The organism is Bartonella queenslandensis, from assembly GCF_018155095.1.
GTDB lineage: Bacteria > Pseudomonadota > Alphaproteobacteria > Rhizobiales > Rhizobiaceae > Bartonella > Bartonella queenslandensis_B.
In genome coordinates this window covers 29,540-56,194 of sequence record NZ_NAAI01000007.1, presented here as the reverse complement: position 1 = coordinate 56,194, position 26,655 = coordinate 29,540, and the positions used below count along the sequence as shown (strand labels likewise).

At 34.7% G+C, this 26,655-nt stretch carries 25 protein-coding genes, 1 tRNA gene and 1 pseudogene; 10 read left to right on the top strand and 17 right to left on the bottom strand.

The annotated features are described in order from the left end of the window. Window positions 1–5: 5 nt before the first annotated feature. From pcsA to B5V81_RS06060, 3 genes are read left to right on the top strand one after another with little or no spacing between them, the layout of a single operon-like run. The gene (pcsA, locus tag B5V81_RS06070) at window positions 6–821 is read left to right on the top strand and encodes a phosphatidylcholine synthase (protein WP_212112671.1); all 816 of its coding nucleotides are present in this window, start codon (window positions 6–8) and stop codon (window positions 819–821) included. Window positions 822–843: 22 nt separating this feature from the next. Further along, a complete protein-coding gene (locus tag B5V81_RS06065) occupies window positions 844–1,890 on the top strand; it encodes an enoyl-CoA hydratase/isomerase family protein (RefSeq protein ID WP_212112670.1) in 1,047 nt (348 codons plus the stop codon). Continuing rightward, entirely contained in the window at window positions 1,887–2,300 is a 414-nt protein-coding gene (locus B5V81_RS06060; protein WP_212112669.1) for a DUF6163 family protein, read from the top strand. The genes B5V81_RS06065 and B5V81_RS06060 overlap by 4 nt, the downstream gene beginning before the upstream one ends. Window positions 2,301–2,652: 352 nt before the next feature. Here B5V81_RS06060 and B5V81_RS06055 read toward each other — a convergent pair whose 3' ends face one another. From B5V81_RS06055 to B5V81_RS06020, 8 genes are all read right to left on the bottom strand, one after another. After that, entirely contained in the window at window positions 2,653–3,012 is a 360-nt protein-coding gene (locus B5V81_RS06055; protein ID WP_212112668.1) for a hypothetical protein, read from the bottom strand. A gap of 114 nt (window positions 3,013–3,126) precedes the next feature. Further along, on the bottom strand, window positions 3,127–3,936 hold the full coding sequence (locus B5V81_RS06050; protein ID WP_212112667.1) for an MBL fold metallo-hydrolase: 810 nt from the start codon (window positions 3,934–3,936) through the stop codon (window positions 3,127–3,129). A gap of 10 nt (window positions 3,937–3,946) precedes the next feature. Beyond that, entirely contained in the window at window positions 3,947–4,720 is a 774-nt protein-coding gene (locus B5V81_RS06045; RefSeq protein ID WP_212112666.1) for a TatD family hydrolase, read from the bottom strand. Then, on the bottom strand, window positions 4,710–6,269 hold the full coding sequence (gene metG, locus B5V81_RS06040) for a methionine--tRNA ligase (protein WP_212112665.1): 1,560 nt from the start codon (window positions 6,267–6,269) through the stop codon (window positions 4,710–4,712). Before metG ends, B5V81_RS06045 begins: the two co-directional genes overlap by 11 nt. A 76-nt stretch (window positions 6,270–6,345) precedes the next feature. Next, window positions 6,346–7,389: a DNA polymerase III subunit delta' gene (locus tag B5V81_RS06035; RefSeq protein WP_212112664.1), complete on the bottom strand. Its 1,044-nt coding sequence runs from the start codon at window positions 7,387–7,389 to the stop codon at window positions 6,346–6,348. Further along, window positions 7,386–8,030 (bottom strand): dTMP kinase, encoded by a 645-nt coding sequence (tmk, locus tag B5V81_RS06030; protein WP_212112663.1) that lies wholly within the window; start codon window positions 8,028–8,030, stop codon window positions 7,386–7,388. Before tmk ends, B5V81_RS06035 begins: the two co-directional genes overlap by 4 nt. Window positions 8,031–8,059: 29 nt before the next feature. Then, window positions 8,060–9,223 carry a D-alanyl-D-alanine carboxypeptidase family protein gene (locus B5V81_RS06025; protein ID WP_212112662.1) on the bottom strand — a complete coding sequence of 388 codons (1,164 nt, stop codon included), beginning with the start codon at window positions 9,221–9,223 and terminating at the stop codon, window positions 8,060–8,062. Between the two features lie 982 nt (window positions 9,224–10,205). Further along, the gene (locus B5V81_RS06020) at window positions 10,206–11,102 is read right to left on the bottom strand and encodes a septal ring lytic transglycosylase RlpA family protein (RefSeq protein ID WP_212112661.1); all 897 of its coding nucleotides are present in this window, start codon (window positions 11,100–11,102) and stop codon (window positions 10,206–10,208) included. Window positions 11,103–11,391: 289 nt separating this feature from the next. Here B5V81_RS06020 and B5V81_RS08895 point away from each other — a divergent pair. Then, window positions 11,392–11,588: pseudogene (locus B5V81_RS08895) on the top strand (tyrosine-type recombinase/integrase); the annotation flags it as partial. Window positions 11,589–11,663: 75 nt separating this feature from the next. On the opposite strand, the gene B5V81_RS06015 reads toward B5V81_RS08895, so the two are convergent. Continuing rightward, a tRNA-Lys gene (locus tag B5V81_RS06015) sits at window positions 11,664–11,739 on the bottom strand. Window positions 11,740–13,038: 1,299 nt separating this feature from the next. Between B5V81_RS06015 and lexA the strand changes: the two genes are divergently transcribed. Continuing rightward, window positions 13,039–13,752, top strand: a complete 714-nt coding sequence (gene lexA / locus B5V81_RS06010) for a transcriptional repressor LexA (protein ID WP_212112660.1) — start codon at window positions 13,039–13,041, stop codon at window positions 13,750–13,752. A gap of 435 nt (window positions 13,753–14,187) precedes the next feature. Beyond that, a complete protein-coding gene (rimO, locus tag B5V81_RS06005) occupies window positions 14,188–15,501 on the top strand; it encodes a 30S ribosomal protein S12 methylthiotransferase RimO (RefSeq protein ID WP_212112659.1) in 1,314 nt (437 codons plus the stop codon). A gap of 424 nt (window positions 15,502–15,925) precedes the next feature. Here rimO and ttcA read toward each other — a convergent pair whose 3' ends face one another. The 4 genes from ttcA to B5V81_RS05985 form a co-directional block, all read right to left on the bottom strand. Next, window positions 15,926–16,801: a tRNA 2-thiocytidine(32) synthetase TtcA gene (gene ttcA / locus B5V81_RS06000; RefSeq protein WP_212112658.1), complete on the bottom strand. Its 876-nt coding sequence runs from the start codon at window positions 16,799–16,801 to the stop codon at window positions 15,926–15,928. Window positions 16,802–17,063: 262 nt separating this feature from the next. After that, window positions 17,064–17,681 carry a 30S ribosomal protein S4 gene (gene rpsD / locus B5V81_RS05995; RefSeq protein WP_212112657.1) on the bottom strand — a complete coding sequence of 206 codons (618 nt, stop codon included), beginning with the start codon at window positions 17,679–17,681 and terminating at the stop codon, window positions 17,064–17,066. A gap of 180 nt (window positions 17,682–17,861) precedes the next feature. Beyond that, window positions 17,862–18,680: a glutamate racemase gene (gene murI / locus B5V81_RS05990; protein ID WP_212112656.1), complete on the bottom strand. Its 819-nt coding sequence runs from the start codon at window positions 18,678–18,680 to the stop codon at window positions 17,862–17,864. Continuing rightward, window positions 18,680–19,510 carry an RNA methyltransferase gene (locus B5V81_RS05985; protein ID WP_212112655.1) on the bottom strand — a complete coding sequence of 277 codons (831 nt, stop codon included), beginning with the start codon at window positions 19,508–19,510 and terminating at the stop codon, window positions 18,680–18,682. Before B5V81_RS05985 ends, murI begins: the two co-directional genes overlap by 1 nt. A 301-nt stretch (window positions 19,511–19,811) precedes the next feature. Between B5V81_RS05985 and sfsA the strand changes: the two genes are divergently transcribed. From sfsA to radC, 3 genes are read left to right on the top strand one after another with little or no spacing between them, the layout of a single operon-like run. Continuing rightward, the gene (gene sfsA / locus B5V81_RS05980) at window positions 19,812–20,528 is read left to right on the top strand and encodes a DNA/RNA nuclease SfsA (RefSeq protein ID WP_212112654.1); all 717 of its coding nucleotides are present in this window, start codon (window positions 19,812–19,814) and stop codon (window positions 20,526–20,528) included. After that, the gene (map, locus tag B5V81_RS05975) at window positions 20,521–21,351 is read left to right on the top strand and encodes a type I methionyl aminopeptidase (protein ID WP_212112653.1); all 831 of its coding nucleotides are present in this window, start codon (window positions 20,521–20,523) and stop codon (window positions 21,349–21,351) included. The genes sfsA and map overlap by 8 nt, the downstream gene beginning before the upstream one ends. Before the next feature lie 17 nt (window positions 21,352–21,368). Further along, window positions 21,369–22,163 (top strand): RadC family protein, encoded by a 795-nt coding sequence (radC, locus tag B5V81_RS05970; RefSeq protein WP_212112652.1) that lies wholly within the window; start codon window positions 21,369–21,371, stop codon window positions 22,161–22,163. Window positions 22,164–22,206: 43 nt separating this feature from the next. On the opposite strand, the gene B5V81_RS05965 is transcribed toward radC, so the two are convergent. The 4 genes from B5V81_RS05965 to B5V81_RS05950 all read right to left on the bottom strand — a co-directional run bounded on the left by B5V81_RS05965 (window position 22,207) and on the right by B5V81_RS05950 (window position 25,156). Then, the gene (locus tag B5V81_RS05965; protein WP_212112651.1) at window positions 22,207–22,419 is read right to left on the bottom strand and encodes a DUF3126 family protein; all 213 of its coding nucleotides are present in this window, start codon (window positions 22,417–22,419) and stop codon (window positions 22,207–22,209) included. A gap of 609 nt (window positions 22,420–23,028) precedes the next feature. Further along, window positions 23,029–23,802 carry an alpha/beta fold hydrolase gene (locus B5V81_RS05960; protein ID WP_212112650.1) on the bottom strand — a complete coding sequence of 258 codons (774 nt, stop codon included), beginning with the start codon at window positions 23,800–23,802 and terminating at the stop codon, window positions 23,029–23,031. Then, on the bottom strand, window positions 23,799–24,308 hold the full coding sequence (locus B5V81_RS05955; protein WP_212112649.1) for a DUF192 domain-containing protein: 510 nt from the start codon (window positions 24,306–24,308) through the stop codon (window positions 23,799–23,801). The genes B5V81_RS05960 and B5V81_RS05955 overlap by 4 nt, the downstream gene beginning before the upstream one ends. Before the next feature lie 272 nt (window positions 24,309–24,580). Continuing rightward, window positions 24,581–25,156: a cold-shock protein gene (locus B5V81_RS05950; protein ID WP_012231724.1), complete on the bottom strand. Its 576-nt coding sequence runs from the start codon at window positions 25,154–25,156 to the stop codon at window positions 24,581–24,583. 326 nt (window positions 25,157–25,482) lie between these two features. Here B5V81_RS05950 and B5V81_RS05945 point away from each other — a divergent pair, with 326 nt between their 5' ends. After that, window positions 25,483–26,616: an ABC transporter substrate-binding protein gene (locus B5V81_RS05945; RefSeq protein WP_212112648.1), complete on the top strand. Its 1,134-nt coding sequence runs from the start codon at window positions 25,483–25,485 to the stop codon at window positions 26,614–26,616. The last annotated feature ends 39 nt before the right edge of the window (window positions 26,617–26,655 follow it).

Sequence of the window (26,655 nt, the reverse complement as noted above, 5' to 3'; positions counted from 1 at the left end):
GGTAGATGGATGAAGACTTTAAAAACGAGGATAAGAAAACCTTGAAACGTAAACTAACAAAAAAAATCAAAACAAATGCTAAATTATTACGCCATAAAAAAGTAACAATGCCCCAAGCAAAAGCTTTTTCTGTTCATTTACTAACAGCTTCGGGATCATTTTTAGCATTTCTTTCTCTTATATCGGCTTCTCAAAAAGAATGGACAGCTATGTTCTGTTGGCTTGGTCTTGCACTGCTCGTTGATGGTATAGATGGACCAATTGCACGCAAACTTGATGTTAAATACGTACTTCCAACATGGTCTGGAGAGTTGTTAGATAATATCATTGATTATGTAACTTATGTTTTAATTCCTGCTTTTGCTCTCTATCAAAGTGGTTTTATGGGGGTAGGGCTATCGTTTGCATTGAGTGCAATCATTGTTATTTCATCGGCTATTTATTATGCCGACACTGGTATGAAAACCAAAGAAAACTTTTTTAAAGGATTTCCTGTTGTTTGGAATATGATGGTTTTTTCACTTTTTGTTGTACGACCAGAGGAGTGGATTACCTTTATCATCATTGTTGTATCAGCAATTATATCTTTTTTGCCAATTTATTTCATCCATCCTGTAAGAGTCCTTCGTTTACGGAGAATTAATTTTCCAATTTTTCTCTTATGGTGTTTCTTTGGTGTTGTAGCCTTCTTTTATCAATTAGAGGCTCCATATTGGGTTAAATTAGGGATTTCAATAACGGGAATTTATATATATTGTATTGGCGCGATCATGCAAATATTTCCTCAACTGGGGGCAAAAAATAAAAAAACAATAAATTAGTTGTTTTTAAAAAGGGTGTTAAATGCAAATTGATTTTGGAGCGGGGAATGATATTTCTTTTACGAAAGAAGGGCGTGCTGGTATTATAAAATTCTCACGCCCTTTAGCATTAAATGCTCTTAATCAACGAATGGTTTCTGCTTTAAAAAAAGCTCTCAAGATTTGGGAAATAGATTATGATATTTCTTGTGTCTTAATTGAAGGGGAGGGGCGTGCTTTTTGTGCTGGTGGAGATGTTGTAGAAATCTATCGTATGGGAAAAAGTGCCTCTGCTTATCAATATTTTAGGGATGAATATAGTTTAAATGCTTATATCAAGCGTTTTTCTAAGCCTTACATTTCTTTCTTAAACGGTATTTGGATGGGAGGAGGGGTAGGCATTTCTCTGTATGGTTCACATCGAATTGTTACAGAAAATACCATTTTTGCTATGCCAGAAGCTGCAATTGGTTTTTTTCCAGATGTTGGTGCAAGTTTTTTCTTACCATCTCTTCCCAATCATTTTGGCATTTATCTTGCATTGACTGGTGCACATATAAAATGGGGAGATTGTTTAAATTTAGGATTAGCAACACATGCCGTTCCTGAAATTGAATTTGATAAAATTAGAAAAGCTATTATTGAGAAAGGAAATCCTACTTTAGCTTTAGAGGAGTGCGCAATTACAAAAGACTATGAAACAAGTCATGAAATACGTTGTATCATTAACTCTTGTTTTAGTGCTCAGACATTAGAAGAATGTCTTGAATTGCTTAATAAAAAAAGTAATGAAGGTATTTTATTTGCTAAAGAATGTTATGATATTTTGCAGTCACGTTCTCCGATAAGTTTAAAAGTTATCTGGAAACAAATGAAACAAAATACACCTAAAACTTTAGAAGATTGTATAAAAATTGAAAACCGCATTGCACATCATATGATTAATGCACATGATTTTCATGAAGGGATACGTGCTATGTTAATCGATAAGGATAAAACTCCTCAATGGCAGCCCGATAAACTTTCAAATGTAACAGATGAAATGGTCAATTCTTACTTCAAACCTATTGAACAAGAGCTATTATTGTGAAAAATAATGCACACAAACGGATTTCAAAAATCGATTTAATTTATAACTGTTATTTACGGTTTTTGGCGTTTATTTGCTTAAGTTTGAGTATTTTTTATTGGATACGCCTTGTTGGTGTTTTTCCGGGTATTCTATGGCGTTTTGACCTTATGCCTTGGCAGTGGCAATTTGCATCAGCGATATTGGCCATTCTCTATCCTGTTGCCTTGATTGGACTTTGGATGTATTCCTTATGGGGCATTATTTTATGGTGTAGTGCAGCATTGATTGAAACAATCACAATCTATTATTCCAATTTTATTTCTCAGCCATTTGTACCATTATTTCATGGAATATTATTTTTAACTTTTGTGATCCTACAAATTATGATGATTTTTTTTAAAAGAGTAAAAAATAAAAAACGATTATGATTAAAGATTTTGAAGCAGAATAAAACAAGATCAGACTCCAATTGCCAAATAACTCAATAACTCATATGTTTTCATATGGTTTGTGGAAAATATTCATAGGAATGGTTATTCATTTTTTAAAGTTGCTATAAAATGTACTTTTCAAAAAAAGTTCCATAATATATATTATGCGATAATGTGATGTAAAGAATTAAATTGCTCTCCTAACTAGAGACAAAACGAACTCTACTTTGAAATATGCATCAAATTAATGATTAAAATTAGAGCACATGCTTCTTTTTGGTCTTTAAAGTACATTCTCCTTAAAGACCAAAATATTTATCATGAAATGATGTAGTATAAATAAGAAAAATTATTGTGCTATTTTACAACGCTTCATATGCGCAAGATCACTCAAAACAGCATTACGATTATTTAAAGCTGAGATTTCATTACTTTCGCTTGATTTTGCATCTATAAAAAACAAAGCAGGTACAAATACAACACTTGCTGCTGCTAAAGCCACGTTTTTATTTCTTGCTTTAGAACGCTCTACAATTGTATCGTTAATCTGACGTTTATTAGCAAAAAACTCCCGTTGAATATCGGCGCAACTCATTGCTCCATCATGTAATGTTGTCGTTGCAATATTTTTTTCTAAACGTCCCCCACATGCTGTCAAGGAAACTGCTAAAGCCACAATACATACACCCCGCTTAAAATTCTTATACATAAAATCCTCATTTTTGACATAAAAAAGTACTCATTACGACAAAAATAAAACATAATAAAGGATAATTTTAAAAAAGTGTTTTTATTGAATGTGAAATATGACGTTATAATAAGCTTATGCATCTGTTTCAAAAATGAGTCCTTGATATGCCGGCTGAACATTTGGTGGAACATAATTGACAACCTCATTGTAATCTAGCGATTTATCCATATGTGTGAGGATGGCTTGTTTTGGCTTCAAATATTCTATCCATTGTAATGCTTGATCAACAGAAAAATGGCTCGGGTGAGATTTAAATTGAAGGGCTTCAATGATAAGAATATCCAAATTCATTAATTTGGATAATGTTTTTTCAGGAAATTCACTAACATCTGTACAATAGGCAACATTCCCAATACGAAAACCTAAGGAATGAATGTTTCCGTGGTATTGTAAATGGGTATTAATGCTTATTGCTCCACCCTGCCCTTGAATCATAAATTGGCTGTCTTCATCGATAAGATGCTCTTTTAAGATAGGTGAATAAGATGAATCTTTTGGTGTTTGAAAACAATATCCGAAAGCATTTTTGAGATGTTTTAATGTAAACTTGTCTGCATAGATATCAATTAAACATTTTTGTGCAAGTGCATAGCTGCGTAAATCATCAATGCCGTGGATATGATCTGCATGAAAATGCGTATAAAGAGCAGCATCAAGATGGCCTACACGCGTATCGATCATTTGTGAGCGAAAATCTGGCCCCGTATCAATAACAACCGTTGTTTTTTTTCCTGATGGTTTAATGCGTTCAACCAATAAAGAACTTCTGTAGCGTTTGTTTTTAGGATTATTCGGATCACATGCTCCCCAATCACCATTCGGTCGTGGAACTCCTGGAGAGGAACCACAGCCTAATATTGTAAATCGGTACTGATCACACATCGCTTTTACCTTATTTCATTTTGCTAAATAAACGAAAAGCATTCCGTGTTGTTATTTGAGCTGTTTCTTCAATGCTTAAGCCAATTGTTTCAGCCAAAACAGCTGCTGTATAGCGTACAAACGATGGTTCATTGGTTTTTCCTCGATGAGGACTAGGAGCTAAAAATGGTGCATCTGTCTCCACCAGTAAATATTCACGAGGCACAATTTTTGCTATTTCACGAATTTCAGATGCATTTTTAAAAGTAAGAATACCTGAAAAAGAAATATAACCACCAAGTTCAATACCAGCCCGAGCAAGCTGCATTCCAGACGAATAACAATGAAGAATAAAAGGGAAAGAACCTTCTTTTATCTGTTCGCGTAAGATTTTTTCCATATCGATATCTGCATTGCGTGAATGTATAACAAGCGGAATCTGGGTTTCTCGAGAAGCAATGATATGTTCTTGAAAAACTTTCTTTTGCTCTTCTGGTGTAGAATAATCATAATGATAATCAAGCCCCCCTTCCCCAAATGCAACAATTTTAGGATGCTTCGAGAGCTGTATAAGCTCTTTGGCTGTAATATTTTGTTCTTCATGCGCATGATTGGGATGTGTTCCAACGGAACAAAAGACTTGATCATAGCTTTGCGCAATGGCTAACAACTTATCTAACTTATGAACATGGGTTGAAATTGTTATCATACGTTTAACATCAGCATCTAAAGCCCGTTGGATAACATTATCCAAATCTTGTGAGAAATCTTCAAAATCAAGATGACAATGTGTATCAATGAGCATGATGAGAATCTTCTTTCTTCAAAACATAACGAGGAAAAATCGGTTCTGGTGGTGGAAGATCAAGTCCTTCTTGAATTTTTACATGACTTATATGATACAGCAACCGATCATCTTCAGCAACCGCGAGACTATCAAGAAGTTTTGCAGCTGATTGAGGGATGAAAGGCAAAAGCATAATTCCTATTCGTCGCAAGATTTCTACAGTTATATAAAGAACTGTAGAAAATCGATCTCGATCATTTTTTCGTAAACTCCAAGGTTGTTCGTTGGCAAAATAGCGATTGGCATCTGCTACAATTGAAAAAATAGCTGAAAGGGCCAAGTGCATACTATGAGAAGACATCGCTTGGTTTACAGTTTCAAGTACTTGAAGAGATTGTTCTAAAAGCTGCTCATCTTGAATTAAAAATGCGGCGGGTTTAGGAACCTTTGCATCACAATTTTTGGCAATCATAGATAAAGAACGCTGTGCTAAATTACCAAGATCATTAGCAAGATCGGCATTAATACGGTTCACAAGGCTTTCATGGTTATAACTACCATCTTGTCCAAAGGGTACTTCACGGAGAAGAAAATAACGAACCTGATCAAGACCATAATGATCAATCATTTCAAAAGGATCAACGACATTTCCAACAGATTTTGACATTTTGGCACCACGATTAAGTAAAAAACCATGGGCAAAAATATTTTTAGGCAGTTCAATTCCTGCCGACATTAAAAATGCTGGCCAATAGACGGCATGAAAACGAATAATATCTTTACCAATAATATGTGTATTTGCGGGCCAAAAATCACGTTTTTTTGAATTTTCATTAAAAAAATCAATTGCTGATAGATAATTTGTAAGCGCATCAACCCAGACATACATCACGTGTTTGGGATTCTCAGGAACAGCAACTCCCCAATTAAAACTTGTGCGTGAAATAGAAATATCTTTCAAACCTGATTTGATAAAACTTATAATTTCATTACGTCGCTCAAGGGGAGCAATAAAATCAGGATGTTTTTCATAATATTCAAGAAGAGCCTTTTCATAACGAGAAAGTCTAAAAAAATAGCTTTCTTCTTCATTCCATTCAACGGGAGAACCTAATTCCTTCTCACGACGGATATTATCTGGTCCAACTTCCGTATCTTTTTCTTCATAATAGGCTTCTTGGCGAACCGAATACCACCCCTTATAACGACCGAGATAGATATCGCCATTTTCTTCCATCTTTTTCCAAATTTCTTGACAAGCTTGATAATGGCGCTCTTCTGTCGTACGAATGAAATCATCGTTAGAACAATTTAATACCGCAAGCATTTTTTGAAACACAGCACTATTACGATCAGCAAGTTCCTGAGGTGTCATGCCCAATGCTGCTGCGGTTTGTTGCATCTTTAGACCATGCTCATCTGTACCAGAAAGAAAAAATACATTTTTTCCGTTTAATCGTTGAAAGCGGGCTAAGACATCGCTTGCAATGGCGCTATAGGCATGTCCAATATGCGGATGACCATTAGGATAAAAAATAGGAGTTGTTATGTAATATGTATCACGCATGTCATACTCATTGTAAAACGCTATAAATAAAAGATACAATGACATAACGTCTGTTCATCACATTGTCACGAAAAAACTAATCCTCATGAATGATCTTATGAACTCTAAAAAGTAAGTTAATAACAAACTGCTTTTTATCGAGATTAAACAGTTGTACTTCCTCTATTTCTCGATGAATCTCCTGCCATTTTTGCGCATATTTTTTTGAGAGGAATAAATTTCCTTTTTCAATGAGCATAATAGCTTTTTGTTGAATTTTATCAAGAATTTCATCACAAAATTGTTGAAATTGAAATGCGGAAGAACCAGATGAAAATGTTTGTGCAAGCGTGTGTACAATCATTTGGTTACAAATAGGTTGCTCTAAGAGCGCATCAATCGTTTTAATAATTTCAAGACCACCATGACAAATAAGTAGAGCAGCTTTTCGAGGACTTCCTTTGGATTTTGCAATAATCATTTCAATTGTTTTCTCGTCAGGTACATCCTGATTGGCAAAAATATGTGTAATGACTTTTTTCATTTCATCATGATTTAACGGGCGAAAGGAAATTTTTTGACACCGTGAATGGATTGTTGGAAGCAATTTTCCTGAAGAATGCGCGATAATAATAAAGAGCACTTTTGCAGGGGGGGCTTCAAGTATTTTAAGAATTGCATTGGCAGCATTTCTATTCATATCATCTGCAGAGTCAATAATAACAATACGCCATCCATTATCTTGCGATGTTCGGCTTAAAAAATGCATAACATCACGGATGTCATCAATGAGTATTCCTGTTTTAAACTTTTGTGTTTTTACATCAAATCGACGTGAAATATACAAAAGGCCAGGGTGACTGCCTTGTGTAATTTGGCGCCATATGACGGAATGAGAATCTGGTTTCAGGAAAGTCCCTTTTTGAGAACTTAAAATATTCCAAGCAAGGTGAAACGCTAATGTAGCCTTTCCAATTCCATATTCTCCTTCAAATAATAATGCATGATGCAAACGCTCTTCTTTAAGCATTTGTGTCAAAAAATGACGAACATCTTCATGACCAAAGATAACATTATTCTGGGACGGAGATAAAATTGTATCAATATCATCATATTGTCGTAAGGTATTTACATTACTCATGAAAGATTATCCAATAATACCTGATGACAAATATTTTTTATTTGATATGCAACGGTCTCTACTGAGCCAGTCGCATCAATGATTCGAAATCTATGGGGTTCCTGTCTGGCCAATCGCAGAAAAGCTTGACGCCTTTGTTCTTGAATTTCCAACTGATCTTTTTCAAAATAATCAATTTCTTCGTTTTTTTTTCTTCGCAAATTTGCGCGCTTTATACTACACGCTGCTGGCATATCTAATAAAAATGTTAAATGAGGCATAATACCATTAAGCGCAATACACTCTAAAACAGAAAGAAGAGAAGAATGGATTGTTTCATTAAGTCCTTGATAAACGCGTGTAGAATCAATAAAGCGGTCGCATAAGACGATTTTACCTTTTTGCAAAGAAGGTGCAATGATCTCGGCAACATGATCGGTACGTGCCGCTGTAAACAACACAGCTTCGATCAACGGTCCATATTGTTGTACCTTCCCTGATAACAGAATATGCCGGATTGCTTCCGCCCCTGCCGTTCCTCCTGGTTCTCGTGTTGTAACAACATCATAACCTTGGTGAGAGAGATATTCAGCAAGTAAAGAAATCTGCACTGTCTTTCCTACCCCGTCCCCTCCTTCGAATGTAATAAAATAACCTGACACGTATGAACCTTAATCTTATTAGCGTGTAACTACAAATATTTCCGTAACCATCCAATCGTTATTTCATAAAATGCATCTTTTACTTTTGTAAAGAAACTTCCTTTCTGAACATTCATTCCGGCAAAAACTGGTTTTTCCACAAGAACCTTTTTATCTTCTAAAATTTGAATAACGCCAACGGGTTGCCCTGAAACAATAGGAGCTTTCAATGGACCATGATATTTAATTTTTGCTTTAACATTGACGTCTTTTTCATTTGAAAGCATAAAACTTATCGGTTTTTGGATAATAAGTGGGACAAAATTTTTCTTGCCTCCATAAACAGAAGCATGCCCAACCGTTTCTCCTTTTGTGAAGATCGTTTTGAGATCAAAAGCCGTCATTCCCCATTGAAGAATGCGTTCTATTTCCGTTGTATGTTTTTTACCATCTTGCAAACCACTGATTGCTAAAAAAAGACGTCGATGATTTTTATAAATGGTGGCAACCATTGAAAATCCTTCTTTTTCGCTGTAGCCAAAACCAAATCCTTCTACACCAATTTCCTTAGAAATAAGAGGGTTTTTATTCCGTTGAAAAATATTGTTCCACGTAAAATGAGGCTCACGATAAAGTGCATAATAATCTGGATATTCTTGAACAATATGACGTGCCAATATAATCATATCGCGCACTGTTACAAATTGTCCCTCTTCGGGAAGCCCTGTTGCATTAACAAAATGGCTCTGAGATAATCCAATTATTTTAGCGCGCTGATTCATCAGCTGTGCAAAATGAGTCTCATCTCCTGATATTCCTTCAGCCAGAATAATAGCAGCATCATTTCCATTGACAATAATTAAACCACGCAAAAGATCAGAAACACTGATTTCTGTCTTTATTTTTGCAAACATAGTGGTTGTACCGGAAGGTGCCCCACCCTTGCGCCAAGCATTTTCACTGACCTTGAATTTTTGGGTATTTTTTAACAATCCTTCTTTTAATTGATGAAATACGACTTCCGCCGTCATCATTTTTGCTAATGAAGCAGGAAAAAAAGGAGTATTCCCTTGTTTTTCATAAAGTATTGTCTCTGTATTATCATCGAGTAACAATACTTGTGAAGCAGAAATTTGAAAATCTTGCGCTCTTCCCCACGTGTTAAATGCCAATATCCCCCATAAGCTCAATAAAATTCTTAATACTGTCCCCATAGCCGCTCCTCCCATTCAAAGATCAGCATAAAGAATCATTATATAGGGAAAAACTTTCTTATTTCCGTAAATTGAGGAATTATTGACAACCCAAGAACAGGTTTTATTTTCATTCAGCATGAGCAAAAATAAAATGATACATTTTTTATCTTTTTTATTTTGAGTACATTGATTTATTTTATATAAATCATCACTTCTTTAACTTTAAGTTGACAAAAAAACTGCGAGACTCTCATCTTATCCCACCTCTTTGAAACAATTAAAATCGCTTTTTTAGCCTTCATAAGAAAAGTTAGTATAGAGGCTAAGATTATTAAAGAGAAAGTAAAAATACTTTTTATAAATCTCTTAAGGCTAAAGGATTATTGCAAAAACATAAGAGCTTTGCACAAATTTATGATGGTATCGGTTTATATCTTCATACCTGTAAAAAATGTAATGCCTAATGGCCTTAACAGTTATAATATTCACAAACCTGTTAATAAAATAAGTTTGAGAACCGACATGCCTCTTTAAAACGAAAAATAAGCATGTGCGAATTGGTAATACAAAAGTGTATTTTATTTGAGGTTTTTAATTTATGTGAAGGGTGTAACTCCATTAAGAAATTTATAAAAAAGCATGAGCCATGTGTAATCTCTTGATAAGATATTACTTTTTATGCTTTTGAAGGTTGCAAAGTCAAATCAAAAGGAAATGTTTTTTACTTTTTGGAAATTTATATTCTTTTCCAATGAGATTGTATAGATGTTTCAGAGATCACACAAACAGCCTCACACAACCCGCTTATCCTCAATTTGGCAAAAACTTTTATGGCAGAAAAAACGCGCTTTATAATTAGCAAGCATTGCCATAAAATCAGAAATGAAACCGGCAACGCACCGAAGAGGCGTGCTAAACTAATAATGGTAACACTGACCTCAAGCTTTTTCATCATTTTTTATTTGAAAATGATATCGATTAAAAATCAATATATCGTTCCTTAAAACAGCTGCAACCAATTTAACTTTGTTTTTTTGTTTAGCTTATTTATAGAAGCAACTTGATCGAGTGGCACCGGCTTGTCAACCATGATAGGACCAATTTCTGGTAATTTTACTGCAATAGTTTTATCGCTTTGCTCCTGTGAAACAGAAACTGCTTTAGCTAATTCCTCTTTGTTTCCTGTATCGCGCCCCTTGAACAAAACAGTTTCTCTTTTTTTCGAAACATTTCCTGACGCTAATGAATACGAGTCATTATTTCCAGGAGTATAAGAAGCCATTAAATATGCATCATCATAATAGCCAATGGGGGCTTCAGCAATATATTCCACTTTAACATCTGTGACCCCCTTATCTACATAACCAAGTATTGTTGCCGCTTTCTTTGATAAATCAATGATGCGGTCTTTCATAAAAGGTCCGCGATCATTCACTCTAACAATGAGTGAAGATCCATTTTTCAAATTAGTAACACGAGCATAGCTAGGTAAAGGCATTGTAGGATGAGCAGCCGTCAGAAGATTCATGTCATAAATTTCACCGTTTGCTGTTAAACGACCATGAAAATCTGAACCGTACCATGATGCTTCGCCAACACGTTTATACGTTGGATCATTTTCAGGATAATACCACTTTCCTTTTATTTGGTAAGGTTTACCAACAACCGCCCGCCCACGCTTTTTTTCTGCTAGTTGATTTTTCTTATTGGATATTTGTTTTGGTAAAGCAGAAATATTTACGTTAACCGGTTTATTATGATAAGAATCTTTTATTGAAAAATGCATAGTTTCACTTGCGCAACAAGATATCAATGACTGAGAAATGACGATCACAGAAAATAATTGAAATGTTGGTTTGATAATAGAAGTAAATTTCTTTTTACTATTTGAAGGCATCTATTCAGTCCACTTATTTTTGTTAAGTACTACTGTAAAAATCATGTCACGCTTTTTGTACGCGATAGGAGAATTTACATTAAATGATTTCCCTCGCGCATATATCATCCTTGAACTCACCTCTTCTATCAAAAAATTAACAAATTGTTAACCATTTTATAATTGTCATAGGAAATAAATGCACTATATAAAAATGTCATGAAATAAAAATATATATAAATCAATATGTTATGAAAAATTATCTTATAGTATAAGCTGTGAATAAGTATGATGATTCTATCAACTTGTTTCATGTAATGCAGCGGCTATTAAAAACAGCCCATGAATTGCGAAAGCGAACAGCCACACGTACCATCAATGCAGGTGTAATTGTATCGCAAGCTCAAAGTACTTTTAGGGTGGACAGAAGCACTCTATACAAAAACAGCCGATAAAAAACGACGCGCTATAGAATCAATAAAAAAAAATTTAAAAAAACTGGGGTAACCAAAAAAGCTAAAAAGAACGAAAGTAACAAAGATTCTCAAATTTTAGCATAGCTTAATTGACATTATTTAAAGATGGTGAGCGCGCAGGGATTCGAACCCTGGACCTACTGATTAAAAGTCAGTTGCTCTACCAGCTGAGCTACGCGCTCTCACACAAGTTATTTAGTTTGCAGACTATCTAATTTGTAGAAAGTGAAGGGAACATACGGTTGACTTTTCATTTGGTCAACACCTTTTAAAAAAAATATTATTATTTTTTCTAGTTATCAATAATTTTCCGTCTTTGCCTCTTTCCTCGTCATTGTGGAGTTACTTTTTGATCTTTTTTTTGAAATCTCGATAAAAAATAATCTAACTAAACATGTCTCATAGACTCGAAGTGGTAAAATTATAAGAAAAAACTTTCCTCTTCCTTCTCACATAGACTGTTGATCATCACGGGAAGATATGGTTTATTTTTTATATCTTTATGTTTTAGTTTTCAAATATGAATAGAGACTCATAATATAAAATATTGATTTATAATAATTTATCATTTTTACTCGAGTAAGAAAGCTGAATATTGCAATATTTTTCGTTTCAAATTCCTTATGCCCCTTTTATATTAAAATTATAAAAATCAATTTCTTGTTCAACGCAAAGAGAAAAATAAAACGACAAAAAAAATCAAAATACCTCTGGTATTTCCTTTCGATAGTCAAAAATTATCGTAACATAAGGGTTGAGTAAATTAAGTATGATTGTGTAAACTTTTGAAATATAAAGACAATATTGTCCTATAGATTTTAATTATCTACAAAATGATCTTGATGGAAGCAAGGGATATTTTTAAAAAACAAATATGCGAATGAGTAGCAATGGTATCTTGAGGATGTGAATTTTATTCACGCACGATGATTCTATAGAATAAAGCAAACAAGAAGCAAAAAAATTTAATCTCATTGAAAATATCAGACATGACTATAAATGGTGTTCATTATTGTCACTGTAGATAATTTGACTAAAAAATAGAAACAATATGCAAAATGATTCTAAATATAGATAAAGTGATTCGTTACGCTATTGAAAGAATGCATTTTATTTAACTTCTTATACGAGAAATTATAAAATACATAGATATATTGAAAAAACAGAAGGATAACGCTGACCATAAAATTTAGTGGTCGGATAATTCAGTCAGAATTATAAAATATTTTATATATATAATATTTAATATTAATGTAATTTTATAATATATAAAACAATATTATGATAAAATTATGAAAGTAAATTTTTATATCTATCATATATTAAATATATCTATAAATAAGGATATTGCCTCATTAACTTCCTTATAAGATCAAAAATAAAGCAAATAAGTTTTATTTAACGAAAAAAATTGTAGAAATATTATATATATACGTATTTTTTACAGTAATCTTTTTTTATTCTTTTGATTGGAACATTGAATGCTGACATGTAAACAATATGAGCTACTCTTGTTTATTCACAATCATATAAAAGAAACAGGTGTTTCTCCTTCTTTTGAGGAAATGAAAAATGCTTTAGAACTGTCTTCAAAGTCTGGCATTCATAAGCTCATTATAGCCTTAGAACAGCGAGGTTTTATACGTCGTTTGCTTAATCGCGCTCGTGCAGTTGAAGTGATTCGACTTCCTGAGAAAATAACATTTAACCTTTCTCTAGCACGTAAGATTTCTCCCAGTATGATAGAAAAAAATAAAAGGGAAATATCAAAAAACTTGACTAATTTTGGAAACTTTGAAGAAGAAGAAAAAAAAAATATCATTATTCCCATTATGGGACGTATTTCTGCGAGCGTTCCCGCCTCTGCTATACTGCAACAAACAAGCTCACTTTCTCTCCCAAACGATATGGTTAATACAGGTGAGCACTACGCATTAGAAGTTAAAGATAATTCTATGGTTGAGGCTGGTATTCTTGATAAAGATACGATTATTGTGAAACGTCAAAATACAGCAATATCAGGTGAAATTATTGTCGCATTTATTGATAAAAAAGAGGCAACGTTAAAACGTTATCGACGCAAAGGAACTTCTGTTGCATTAGAAGCCGCTAATCCTTACTATGAAGTACGTACATACAAATCTGAGCGTGTAGAAATACAAGGCAAACTTACTGGGCTTATTCGTAAATATTAAAAATAGTACGCTATACATACACCAATAAAATTCAGTTAAAAAACTGTTGTGTAACTTTTGATTGTACCACACGCAATTGACTTTCTTCCCACAGCCAAAGGATGGGTCTAATTTGGTCTATAAACAAAACCAAATCTTTATCGAGTGGATTTCCCTTCCTCTCTACCCTGTTATGTTTTTCACTGAAGCAAGGCTGAATAAGTAAGCTTAAAGATATTCATTAGGTACTTTAAAAAAGACTTGAATGCTTTGAAGGAGTTCGTCTTATAGCATCGCCCTCAATAACAGTATTTGACAGTATAATAAGATAAAATTGTAGCCATACACAAAATATTGTAGAAAAAAATCAAATAAACCTGTAGCAGATTGTTATGTATAAGAAATAAAGAACTTTAAAAGCGGAACTCAATCATTCATAGTAATTATAGGATTATCATGGTAGCACCTCGTATCAGTTTTGTCTCTCTCGGATGCCCAAAAGCACTCGTAGATTCTGAGCGAATTATTACAAGCCTCCGCTCTGAAGGGTATGAAATTTCACGTCAACATCAAGGAGCTGATGTCGTTATTGTGAATACCTGTGGTTTTCTTGACTCTGCCAGAAAAGAATCATTAGCCAATATTGATGAAGCTCTCAAAAAAAATGGAAAAGTTATTGTAACAGGATGTCTTGGTGCTGATCCTGATGTTATTCGCCAAGCATACCCGAATGTATTAGCCATTACAGGACCACAAGCTTATGAAAGTGTTATAGAAGCTGTTCATACAGTAATTCCTCCTGTTCATAATCCTTTTTTTGATTTAGTTCCTCCCCAAGGTATTCGTTTAACTCCTCGCCATTATGCTTACTTGAAGATTTCTGAAGGATGCTCTAACAGATGTAGTTTTTGTATCATCCCTACACTGCGTGGTGATCTCACGTCACGCCCCATCAGTGATGTTCTTCGCGAAGCTGAAAAACTCGTACAAGCGGGTGTAAAAGAACTTTTGGTTATTTCACAAGATACAAGTGCTTATGGTATTGATCTTAAATATCTCGAAAACTCTTGGAAAGATCGCACAATTAAAACGAAGTTTTTTGATCTTTGTCGGGAACTAGGGGATATGGGCATTTGGGTACGTATGCATTACGTTTACCCTTATCCCCATGTAGATGAAGTTATCGAACTTATGGCGGCAAAAAAAATTCTCCCTTATCTGGATATTCCTTTTCAGCATGCATCACCGACTGTTTTGCGTCATATGAAGCGTCCTGCTCTTATGGAAAAAACAAACCGTAGAATTGAAAAGTGGCGAAAAATATGTCCTGATCTCACTTTGCGATCAACATTTATTGTTGGTTTTCCTGGTGAATCGAATGAAGATTTTAATATGCTGCTAGAATGGCTAGAAGAAGCAAAAATTGAACGTGCTGGATGCTTTAAATATGAAGAAGTAAAAGGGGCCGTTGCAAATGATTTGGGATTAAAAAATATTCCTGAAGACGTGAAAGAAAACCGCTGGCATCGTTTTATGGCAAAACAACAACAAATTTCTACACATCTTTTAAAGAAAAAAATTGGAAAAAGACTTCAAGTCCTTATCGATGAAAGCCAAGGAAAAATTGCCAAAGGACGTAGTCAATACGATGCTCCAGAAATAGATGGTGTTGTTCATATATCATCACGACGCCCTTTGCGTGCCGGTGAATTTGTCACCGTTAAAATCGAACAATCGGATGCCTATGACCTTTACGGCATAGCAGTTTGAAAAAATTTAACTTCCGCCTATCCCCAATGAGGAAGTTTCCCATAGGAGATGGCTTTATAAAAGGGCTGTTCACAGTAGAGCGCGATTACTTATGTGACTCACTTTATGAGTGATTTACAGACAATTTCTTCCCTCTCAATGTCTTCTGTACACTCTAAAATATTTTTTTATCAAGCGCTTAATAACATTTTGATCCACAGAGCCCTAAATGATGAAATATTTTATGGCACAATAGGATAAGATAAAATCTACAAGGATCTTTCATTTTTACTTAAAAAAGAGAAAAGCGATAATTATATTATATTCCTATTGCAACGGTCATTGGTAATTTGAAGAAAACTTTTTAATTGTGTTTTATGGCATACAAGAGCTCCGCTTGTGATATGTAATATAAGAAAATTTGAAATAAAATATCTCATTTTTATTAACACGTTTTAAAATCAAAGAATTTTTTATCAAGCAAATGACTTGGGCGCACATTCGTTAAAGCGCGAATCATTGTATCTTTACGTCCTGGCATTTGTCTTTCAATATTTTTTAGCATTTCTTTCATTGCATTACGTTGTAAACCATCCTGACTGCCGCAAAGATTACAAGGAATAATAGGAAATTGCATTGCTTGAGAAAATTTTTCCATATCTTCTTCAGCAACATAGACAAGAGGACGTAATACAAAAAGATCCCCTTCATCATTTTTAAGTTTTCCAGGCATGGCAGCTAATCGTCCACCGTGAAACAAATTCATAAAAAATGTTTCCAACACATCATCACGATGATGCCCTAAAATTAATGCTGAACAGCCCTCCTCACGTGCAATGCGATAGAGATTACCACGTCGTAATCGAGAACAAAGTGAACAATATGTCTGCGTCTCTGCCAATTTATCTGTAACAATGGAATAAGTATCTTGATATTCAATACGATAGGGAATTTTATAAGAACTCAAAAAATCTGGAAGAATATGTTTAGGGAATCCTGGTTGCCCTTGATCAAGATTACAAGCAAGAATTTCAACAGGTAAAAGACCACGCCACTTTAAATCTAAAAGAAGTGCTAATAAACCGTAAGAGTCTTTTCCACCTGATACAGCGACAAGCCATTTTTTTCCAGTAGAGAGCATAGAAAAATCATCCAAAGCTTGCCGCATATGACGCAAAAGGCGTTTACGCAATTTATTAAATTCCACACTTGTAGGAGCACACCTAAATATTGGATGACAATCATCTGCTTCGCTTGCCAAAAGATCATCTTTCTCTTCGTTTTCTTCTATTGCCTGATATTCAACGAAAACATCATTCATAAGACCATATCCTGCACAAGTAATAGCTCATTTTGCAAAGATAAAAACAAATATAAAGCAAGCTTATATTTATATTTTTTGAATTTATAAAAACAGATACTAAAAAAATGAACAGAACTATATAAGCTTATTACACTATTCTAATGTTATAAGCTTAATATAGAACCATTCACAAAATATCTGTTAACTTCAAAGATTATAAAAACAACATAACAGTTTGAAATTATAATAATAGAAGAGAAACAACTTTTTTCATAAAAAATTATCGAGAATAAAATTCAACGACCAAATTAGGTTCCATTTGCACAGCATAAGGAACATCTGCAAAAGCAGGAATACGTGTAAAGGTCGCTTTCATCTGTTTATGATCTACTTCAATATAATCAGGGACATCACGTTCTGCTAATTGTACCGACTCTAAAACCAAAACAAGTTGTTTTGATTTTTCCCGAACCTCAATAACATCACCTGGTTTACAACGATACGATTGAATATTTGTGCGTCGCCCATTTACATTCACATGACCATGATTAATAAATTGGCGAGAAGCAAAAATCGTAGGAACGAATTTTGCACGATAGACAACAGCATCCAAACGAGATTCTAACAGACCGATAAGATTTTCACCAGTATCACCCCGCCGACGAGCAGCTTCCACATAAGTTTTATGAAATTGCTTTTCTGAAATATCACCATAAAACCCTTTCAACTTCTGTTTAGCGCGTAATTGCACCCCATAGTCAGAAAGTTTTCCTTTACGGCGCTGTCCATGCTGACCTGGACCATAATCACGACGATTGACAGGAGATTTTGGACGACCCCAAATATTTTCTCCCATACGACGGTCAATTTTATACTTTGTTGTTTCGCGTTTACTCATCGCATTTCCTTTAAAATAAAACACGAGATCTTAAGACCTCAAGGAAACGCGCCCTCCTCTGCCTTTAAATACAAAAAGACTGACAGAATAGCTTAACATACCAATATGCGAAGTTATCCACGGGACACGTCAATTAATGCCATTTTCCTGAAAGAAAAAGCTGGAGCACTTTTATTGATCTCATGTTCCAAAGTCAACTCTTTTCATAAGCTTTAAGTTAAATCCTTTTAATAAATTCTCCGTTGAAGAGGTGATATCCTTCGACGTCAGCAACGCAAAATCTTGATATTTCTTTATGGGTTTCTGATATGTTTTTTCTGACAAGGGCAATAATGATCTGATATGTTTGGCGATTGCTTTTGCAGGATCAATCCATTCAACGGACCATAAAGCTTGTTCACGAAATAAGTTAATCAAAAAAGGATAATGCGTGCAGGCTAAAACAATAACATCAGTATATTTACCATTTTTTTTCACAAAACATGGCAGGATTTCTTTTCTTAACTCTTCTGAATCGATAGATTTTCCCCGTAAATAATCTTCAGCAAATCCAGCAAGCTTTTCACTTCCTACAAGCTGAACATGACACTGTCCAGCAAAAGAGTTAATTAATTCATTTGTATAGGCACGCTTAACTGTTCCAGGAGTCGCTAATACGGAAATAAAACCAGATTTTGTTTGTTCAGCAGCTGATTTAATTGCAGGAACGGTTCCTACGAAAGGGACATGAGGAAAGTTTTTTCGTAAATCTGCTATCATCAGTGTAGAAACAGTGTTGCAAGCAATCACACATAAAGCAGGATTATAGCGTGTTAAAAGATTTGTAAAAATCTTTAAAATGTGCTCTTTTAGAGCGTTTTCTTCCCAATTTCCATAAGGAAATCCGGCATCATCAGCCACATAAATAAATTGTATTTCAGGGATAAGAACGCGCGCTTCCCTCAACACTGTCAAGCCACCAATACCACTATCAAAAAAAAGTACAGGTCTTTCATCCATCAGTTTTCACACTTATTTTTAATTTTTTGACGATCGCGCTCTTGAGGAGCTCTACTTCCCCGTGGATATTGTGGAGAAAAATGATCCAATGAAGATATAACACCTCGCAATAAACGAACCTCAGATTCACTAAAGTTGGCGCGCGTAAAAACAGAGCGTAAATTTGCAAGCATAACCTCTTTTCGTTCTTGGGGTCTAAAATACCCACGAATATCCAAAGCCTCTTCTAATTGAGATAAAAAACCATGAAACGCTGTTTTATTTACAGGCTCCATCTTTGGTGCACGAAATGCCGTATCGCTCACATTCTCTAAACCTGTTTTCATCCATTCATAAGACATCAAAAGAACTGCTTGTGCGATATTAAGTGATGCAAAAGCAGGATTAACTGGAAAAGTGATAATTTCATCAACAAGGCTGATTTCATCATTTTCTAGTCCCCATCTCTCTCTTCCAAAGACAATACCTGTTTTATGTCCGATATTTTCACGCTGACGGAGTACATTTGCTGCTTCGACAGCACTTTTTACAGTTTTAAATCCACATCTTTCACGTGCTGTTGTAGCAAAAACATAGTGTAAATCTGCAATTGAATCACGCAATGTATCAAAAATTACGGCGTTGTTAATGACGTGATCAGCTTTACTTGCAGCAGCTCTAGCTTTTTCATTCGGAAATGTTTCTCGAGGTTTGACTAATCGAAGCTTAGAAAGCCCAAAATTGGCCATTGCCCTTGCAACCATACCAATATTTTCAGGAAGCTGCGGTTCAACTAAAATAATAATGGGACCGTTTGTTAAATTTTCACGATTCTTATTCGTTCCAGCCATTAACCTTACCTAGTTTCACTTAAAATATCTCCCTCTCCACTATTTTTTTAACGAAACCTTCTTCACAGTACTCTAATGCTATTTAATAATAAATTATAGACAATATTATTTTCTCACTCAAAGAGTGTAGATTCCCTAATAATAAATTTTAAAAACCATTAAAGTGAACGATGGAGTTTATAACGATTTATATAAAATATCGTAGTGTTTTTTACATCAATTTTACCTTTTTTTATAGGGAATAGCCTCTACAAATCACAATCTCAGTTGAATTATGAAATCATAAACTCTAAAAAAGAATATGCACTTTACTCCCAAACTTTTTCCGGCAAAGCTTATCCGTCGTTATAAACGTTTCCTTGCAGATGTTAAACAAGATGATCAACATATCTTCACCGTGTCGGTACCCAATACAGGATCAATGCTTGGATTGACAGCTTCCAACGCCAATATTTGGCTTTCATATCACAAAAATACCAAGAGAAAATATGCTTATCAATTAGAAATTGTTGAATCCGATAATACTTTGGTTGGTATTAATACCACTTTACCCAATAAACTTGCATTAGAAGCAATTCAAAACGGATTACTACCAGAATTAAGTGGATATAAAACGATTTTAAAAGAACAACACTATGGAACACAATCACGAATTGATTTTCTTTTACGTGATAACAGTCTTCCCGATTGTTACCTAGAAGTCAAAAATGTCCATTTTATCCGTCAAAAAGGATTAGCAGAATTTCCCGATAGTCAGACAAAACGTGGTGCCCGTCACCTTGAAGAACTCATGCAAGTCGTACAACAAGGAAAACGAGCTGCTATGCTTTATATTATTCAACGAGAAGATTGTACAGCTTTTACGATTTGTCATGATCTTGATCCACTCTATGGACGTAAGTTTGATTTAGCATTAAAATCGGGAGTAGAATGTTATGCTGTAAAGTGTCACATAAGTGTAGAAGGCATTTTTCCGATTCAGAGAGTAAAAATAGAAAACAGAAGAAACAATGACTGAGTATATTGAATATAATAAAATCCCTTTAAAGTTTAATGGAAAAATCCGCATTTTTGATGACTATGCTTTCGCTAAAATGCGTGAAGTTGGTCGTATTGCTGCAGAATGCCTTGATGCGCTTACGGATATGATTAAACCTGGTATCACTACGCAAGAAATTGATGATTTTGTATTTACTTTTGGTGCACAAAAAGGAGCTCTTCCTGCTGATCTAAATTATCATGGATACAGCCATTCATGCTGTACATCTATCAATCACGTTGTCTGTCATGGTATTCCCAATGAAAGACCCTTACAAGAAGGCGATATTGTGAATGTTGATGTGACCTTTATTCTTGATGGTTGGCATGGTGATTCAAGCCGCATGTACCCTGTTGGAAAAATCAGACGTGCTGCAGAACGCCTTTTACAAATAACCCACGAAAGCCTTATGAGAGGGATCGCTGTCGTTAAACCTGGAGCAACAACAGGTGATATTGGTGCAGCCATTCAACAGTATGCCGAATCTGAACGGTGTTCAATTGTGAAAGATTTTTGCGGACATGGTATCGGTCAACTTTTTCATGATGCCCCCAATATTCTCCATTATGGAAATCCCGGAGAAGGCATCGAATTAAAAAAAGGGATGATGTTTACAATTGAGCCTATGATTAATCTTGGTAAGCCACAAGTTAAGATTTTATCTGACGGCTGGACTGCTGTTACCCGTGACCGCTCTTTGACAGCACAATATGAACATACAATTGGTGTCACAAATGAAGGGTGTGAAATATTTACAATATCGCCTAAAAATATTTTTTATATTCCAAATCCGCAGATTTAATGCATTGTAGAGATGTTATGGCTAAAAAATTAAATAAAAAGGAAGATATTCAAAGTAACCACTTTGTATTAACATCAAGTTCTCCACGCACCTCAGAATCAGAAAGAAAAAGTGCAGAGCCCAAGAAGAATATAAAGCTTGATAAACATTATCAAGGACATCGTGAGCGTCTTCGAAAACGCTATTTAAAGTCAAAAGGAAATGCAATTGAAGATTATGAATATCTTGAATTATTGCTTTTTCGCACAATACCACGCGCAAACACAAAACCTATAGCTAAAAATTTGATAGCACATTTTGGTTCATTAGCTGATGTGTTGGGCGCTGACATTCATCGACTTCAAGAGGTTCAAGGATGTGGTCCCGCTACTGCAATTGATTTAAAAATTATTTCAGATGTTGCTGGACGTATTGCTCGTGCACAATTGTTTAAACGCGATATTTTTTCATCATGGGATAAAGTATTAGCTTATTGTAAAGCAGTTATGGCTCACGAAACACGCGAACAATTTCGTATTTTATTTCTCGATAAAAAAAACGGCTTACTTGCCGATGAGGTACAACAAACTGGAACCATTGATCACACCCCTGTTTATCCTCGTGAAGTTATTTCTCGAGCTTTAGAGTTATCCGCATCAGGACTTATCTTAGTCCACAATCATCCTTCTGGTGATTCTACCCCCTCTGATGCAGATATAACAATGACATACAGACTAAAAGATGCCGCAAATGCATTAGGCATTACGATCCATGATCACCTTATTATCGCACGACATAACCATACAAGTTTCAAAGCATTAAAACTTATATAAACCTTATGGGATAAAAAAGACTTCATTCAAGAAGAATAATTAATCAATTTTTTAAATCAATATCCAATATAGCCATTGAGAAATTATAGGATAGCTCATCTTCATCTTCATCTCGATAAATAACGCCTAAAAATTCATCCCCCATATAAACCTCACAAGAATCATCCTTCTTAGGCCGTGCTCTAACTTGCAATGCTGAGTTTTGGAATGTATTTTTTAAATAATTATCAAGTTTTTTTATTTCATCAGCATTCACTATGCTCTCCTGTTTTTTGATACGATTAAAATAATTGCGTGTCGCGGGAATAAGACACTCCTTTGATTCTGTAAAGTCAGTAAAAAAGCTTAATCTGAATATTGACTTAATATTACATGTATTTACAGATCTTTCTTTATATATTCATAAAGAACTTTTATAAAAGGAGTCTATCATTATTAAATATACCCGTATAGATAAAAAAATGGCAGAAAACTGTATATTTTTAATAATTTTACTTTATCTCCAATTTTAGCATCTGCATTTATGATGCATGTTTAGAAAAAAATTAATCAACGATTTATAATTTTGTCATTGCTATAAAAAATTAAAATAAAACAATTTTTTAATTAAAATTACATTTTTAGCAAAAAATATTATTTCATTATTCAAAAATAATCCTTTTAAAAGCATTTTAAAATATAGTTATCTAACTTTAAAAGAATTACACATCTTCAAAAATATACAGAATAAGCGAATAAGAGCTTATTTTTCTGCCTATTTTTTATAAAGACTTATGTCAAAATAGAAAAGTTTTTAAATAAGCTTCTCAGTTTATAGGCAAAAATATTGGATATTTTTGTAAATGCTAAAACCTATAAAAATTTTTTATTTTATAGGATAGCGAGAGAGAAAATCGATAACACCTTTTTTATAAACTTTATCGCCTACAGCAAGCATATGGTCTCGACCAGGAATTGATAAAGCCTCACCATAAGGCAACAAAGCTGCTAATGGTTCTGCAGCACCGCCAATTTCATCTAATGAACCAACGGCAACAAGTGCAGGTTGTTCAATTTTATAAATTTCAGACGCCGTTAACTCCTGTTTTGATGTAATAATACAAGCGGCCAGAGCACGTCTATCACTTTTCGTTTGATCCGCAAATTTACGAAACATTAAACCACGCGTATTGGTAATGGTAGAGGGATCTTCCGCTAAAAGAGCCTCAGCAACAGGTTCCCAATTTCCTGCTCCCGTTACCATACCAATACCTAAACCACCAAAAATAACGCTGTTCACATATGTCGGATGCAAAAGAGCCATAAAAGCACTAATACGAGCTCCCATAGAATATCCCATCACATGAGCTTTAGATAACTCTAAATGCTGTAAGAGCCTTACTGCATCGCCAGCCATAGCTTGAGGTGTATAAAAAGCAGGATCATAACTTTTAACCGAATCTCCATGCCCCCGATTATCAAGAGCAATAACACGGTACCCTGCTTCAGTAAGAATACGAAACCAACCCGTTGCATACCAATTCACCCGTGCAGAAGACCCAAAACCATGAATCAACAAAATAGGTGCACCTTGCCCCTCTTCTCGATAAGCAAATCGCAAACCATCATATTCAAAAAAACGAATGTCTTCAGCTGTCATTTTTTATTGCACTTCCCACAAACAACAGGATGGATAACACGTTGCCCTTTTTGTATCTGTTTTTCAGCAACTTCACCAGCGTTAATCTCAAGTGCAAAAGCTGCAGGGACGCCTGATGAAATGGTCTTTGTTGAAAATGGAGAAGTGTTTTCAATAATCGATACAATAACCCCTTCAGAGTTTAAAAAAATCATATCTAACGGCAAAGGTGTATTAGCCATCCACATAAAAAACTCTTGTTCAGCTCTCGATTGATAACTTTTTTGCTGCTTAAAGAGCATCGCACGATCGTGTGGAAAATCAGTCCTATACATTAAACCAGCCGCTGCTTGAGAGGGGGTAAAAGCAATCTCTACTTTATAAGAAACAGTACCGTGCTTTGTGTGTATTTCTAAAGGAATCGGATGAACAGGGATCCTCATGGGCTCCTTCGCGACAACAAGGCGCATTTCTAATATAAAAAGTATCACCAATAAAACAACACACCCTTTTAAAGGCTTTAACATTTTTGTCTCCACAACAGAAAAATCTTAAATTTTGTTTCTAAAATAAAAATATCAGAGTTTAAAAACCAAAAAATAAGAGCGCTATTTCCCTACTTTCTTTATTTTTATTCAATAGAATACGCATATTTTTTCATTTAGTTTATAGATTCACGAGAGCCATAACAAAGACCCTCTATAGCTATTTATAAAAATAACCACCCTTTAAAAATACGGAAAAGCACTGATTTCACTCGTAAAACTTAATAAAAAGCGATTTTTTAATGAGCAGTGATTTAATGTGTTGCAAAAGGAAACCCTATATCTGGATAAATTTCTGCTGTCATCAAACCTTTTTCCCCTTTACCAAAACGGACAAGAACAACTTGTCCTGAACGAAGCTCTGCTAAACCAAAACGGCGCAACGTTTCCATATGAATAAAAATATCTTCTGTCCCCTGCCCACGGCTAAGAAAACCGAAACCTTTGTCACGATTGAACCATTTAACAATTGCACGTTCTAGGCCACTTTCTGGAGTAACAACAACATGAGTACGGGCAGGAACTTCTGATGGATGAACCGCTGAAGAACAATCGATAGATTTCACCTGAACGCATTTTAATCCCCGTTCCGTCTTTTCCACAGCGCAAATAACTTTAGCGCCCTCCATAGCTGTTTGGAAACCATCCCTTCGCATGACTGTAACATGCAATAATATATCGGGAAAATGAGGTAAATCAGGTACAATAAATCCATAGCCCTTACTACCATCAAACCACTTAATGACACCACTGATTTCGATAATCTCTCCACAAGCACCTATACTATCCTCAGATAGGGAATAATCCTTTAATGCATCCTTACTCGTCATAATAACGTGATCCTGTAGCTTATAAATTGCACGATATTGATTCTCTAGGTTTAAGTAAACATTGCTCTTGTATCAACACGCAAGCCCCAAGATAAGATTTCCCCATATTGTCGTATCTCTTACATGTTAATATCAACATGAAATTTATAAAAATATTGATAAAACTATTTGATTGTACGCTTTACATATCTTACAAGGGGCACCCTACAATAAAGATTATATATAAAGTTTTTTACATAATGATACTTTTATTAATGTGTAACTTGCATGATGAAGAAGTTCAATATAAGGTACAAAAATAACAATTCAATTAAGGAAAATGCGCGATGCAATTGAAGAAAGTCCTTATGACAATCACAGTTTTCATGGCACTTGCCGCAAATGTTTATGCAAGTGAATCTATTAAAATTGGTGTTTATCTTCCATTAAGTGGTCAAAATGCCTTTGGAGGCCAACTTGAGATTCGAGGTATCGAATTAGCTCACAAACAAGTTCCAGAAATTTTGGGACGTAAAGTGGAACTTGTTATTATTGATAACAAGTCTGATAAAGTGGAAGCAGCTAATGCTGTTATGCGTTTAACAGCCAGTGAAAAGGTCAGTGGAATCATAGGAAGTTATGGTTCTTCACTCTCACTAGCAGGTGGCGAAATATCTGAAAAAGCAAAGACTCCAACCATTGCAACTTCTTCAACAAGTCCTCTTGTTACACAGGGTAAAAAATATTACTTTCGCGCATGCTTTATTGATTCCTATCAAGGAATAGGAATCGCAACTTATGTAAGTCAAGTTTTAAAGGCAAAAAAAGCTGCTATCCTCAAAGATATTTCAAACGATTATGCCATTGGTCTTGCAAGTTATTTTGTGCGTTCTTTCAAAAAATTAGGTGGTGAAGTTATCTCAAATTTAAATTATAATTCTGGAGATCAGGACTTTTCAGCTGTTCTCACGCAAATTATTGCGCAAAAACCTGATATCTTATTCATTCCGTCTTACTTTTCTGAAGGGGCCATCATCATGAAACAAGCGCGTGAATTAGGAGCAAAGTTTCAAATTATGGGTGGAGATGCTATGGATAATCCAGAGACGATTACAATTGCAGGAAAAGCAGCAGAAGGTTTCTTACATACGACACTTCCTTACAGTGAGGATATGCCAAATATGTCAGCAGCTGCGCAAGAATTCACAAAAGAATGGAAAAAAGCTTATCCTGACAAAGAGCCAAATATCAATTCAGTTTTGGGATACACGAGTTATATGATGTTCATGAAGGCCATTGAAAATGCTGGTAGCGCTGATCGTGAAAAAATTACGATTGCACTGAGCCAATTAAAAGATTTTCCAACTCCCTTTGGTGATATGTCAATGGATGAAAATCATAACCCTAAGATTCCGATTGGTATCATTAAAATACAAGATGGAAAACGTATTTATTTAGAAGAAGTTAAACCTGCTTTTTAATGTAAAGGTTGTTCTTATTAAAATGCAAGAATTGGTTGA

Excerpts from the sequence above, each read along its gene's own strand:
- pcsA (WP_212112671.1), top strand. The coding sequence starts at position 6 with ATGGATGAAGACTTTAAAAACGAGGATAAGAAAACCTTGAAACGTAAA.
- B5V81_RS06065 (WP_212112670.1), top strand. The coding sequence starts at position 844 with ATGCAAATTGATTTTGGAGCGGGGAATGATATTTCTTTTACGAAAGAA.
- B5V81_RS06055 (WP_212112668.1), bottom strand. The coding sequence starts at position 3,012 with ATGTATAAGAATTTTAAGCGGGGTGTATGTATTGTGGCTTTAGCAGTT.
- B5V81_RS06050 (WP_212112667.1), bottom strand. The coding sequence starts at position 3,936 with ATGTGTGATCAGTACCGATTTACAATATTAGGCTGTGGTTCCTCTCCA.
- B5V81_RS06045 (WP_212112666.1), bottom strand. The coding sequence starts at position 4,720 with ATGCTCATTGATACACATTGTCATCTTGATTTTGAAGATTTCTCACAA.
- metG (WP_212112665.1), bottom strand. The coding sequence starts at position 6,269 with ATGCGTGATACATATTACATAACAACTCCTATTTTTTATCCTAATGGT.
- B5V81_RS06035 (WP_212112664.1), bottom strand. The coding sequence starts at position 7,389 with ATGAGTAATGTAAATACCTTACGACAATATGATGATATTGATACAATT.
- B5V81_RS06025 (WP_212112662.1), bottom strand. The coding sequence starts at position 9,223 with ATGGGGACAGTATTAAGAATTTTATTGAGCTTATGGGGGATATTGGCA.
- B5V81_RS06020 (WP_212112661.1), bottom strand. The coding sequence starts at position 11,102 with ATGCCTTCAAATAGTAAAAAGAAATTTACTTCTATTATCAAACCAACA.
- lexA (WP_212112660.1), top strand. The coding sequence starts at position 13,039 with ATGCTGACATGTAAACAATATGAGCTACTCTTGTTTATTCACAATCAT.
- rimO (WP_212112659.1), top strand. The coding sequence starts at position 14,188 with ATGGTAGCACCTCGTATCAGTTTTGTCTCTCTCGGATGCCCAAAAGCA.
- ttcA (WP_212112658.1), bottom strand. The coding sequence starts at position 16,801 with ATGAATGATGTTTTCGTTGAATATCAGGCAATAGAAGAAAACGAAGAG.
- rpsD (WP_212112657.1), bottom strand. The coding sequence starts at position 17,681 with ATGAGTAAACGCGAAACAACAAAGTATAAAATTGACCGTCGTATGGGA.
- murI (WP_212112656.1), bottom strand. The coding sequence starts at position 18,680 with ATGGATGAAAGACCTGTACTTTTTTTTGATAGTGGTATTGGTGGCTTG.
- B5V81_RS05985 (WP_212112655.1), bottom strand. The coding sequence starts at position 19,510 with ATGGCTGGAACGAATAAGAATCGTGAAAATTTAACAAACGGTCCCATT.
- sfsA (WP_212112654.1), top strand. The coding sequence starts at position 19,812 with ATGCACTTTACTCCCAAACTTTTTCCGGCAAAGCTTATCCGTCGTTAT.
- map (WP_212112653.1), top strand. The coding sequence starts at position 20,521 with ATGACTGAGTATATTGAATATAATAAAATCCCTTTAAAGTTTAATGGA.
- radC (WP_212112652.1), top strand. The coding sequence starts at position 21,369 with ATGGCTAAAAAATTAAATAAAAAGGAAGATATTCAAAGTAACCACTTT.
- B5V81_RS05960 (WP_212112650.1), bottom strand. The coding sequence starts at position 23,802 with ATGACAGCTGAAGACATTCGTTTTTTTGAATATGATGGTTTGCGATTT.
- B5V81_RS05955 (WP_212112649.1), bottom strand. The coding sequence starts at position 24,308 with ATGTTAAAGCCTTTAAAAGGGTGTGTTGTTTTATTGGTGATACTTTTT.
- B5V81_RS05950 (WP_012231724.1), bottom strand. The coding sequence starts at position 25,156 with ATGACGAGTAAGGATGCATTAAAGGATTATTCCCTATCTGAGGATAGT.
- B5V81_RS05945 (WP_212112648.1), top strand. The coding sequence starts at position 25,483 with ATGCAATTGAAGAAAGTCCTTATGACAATCACAGTTTTCATGGCACTT.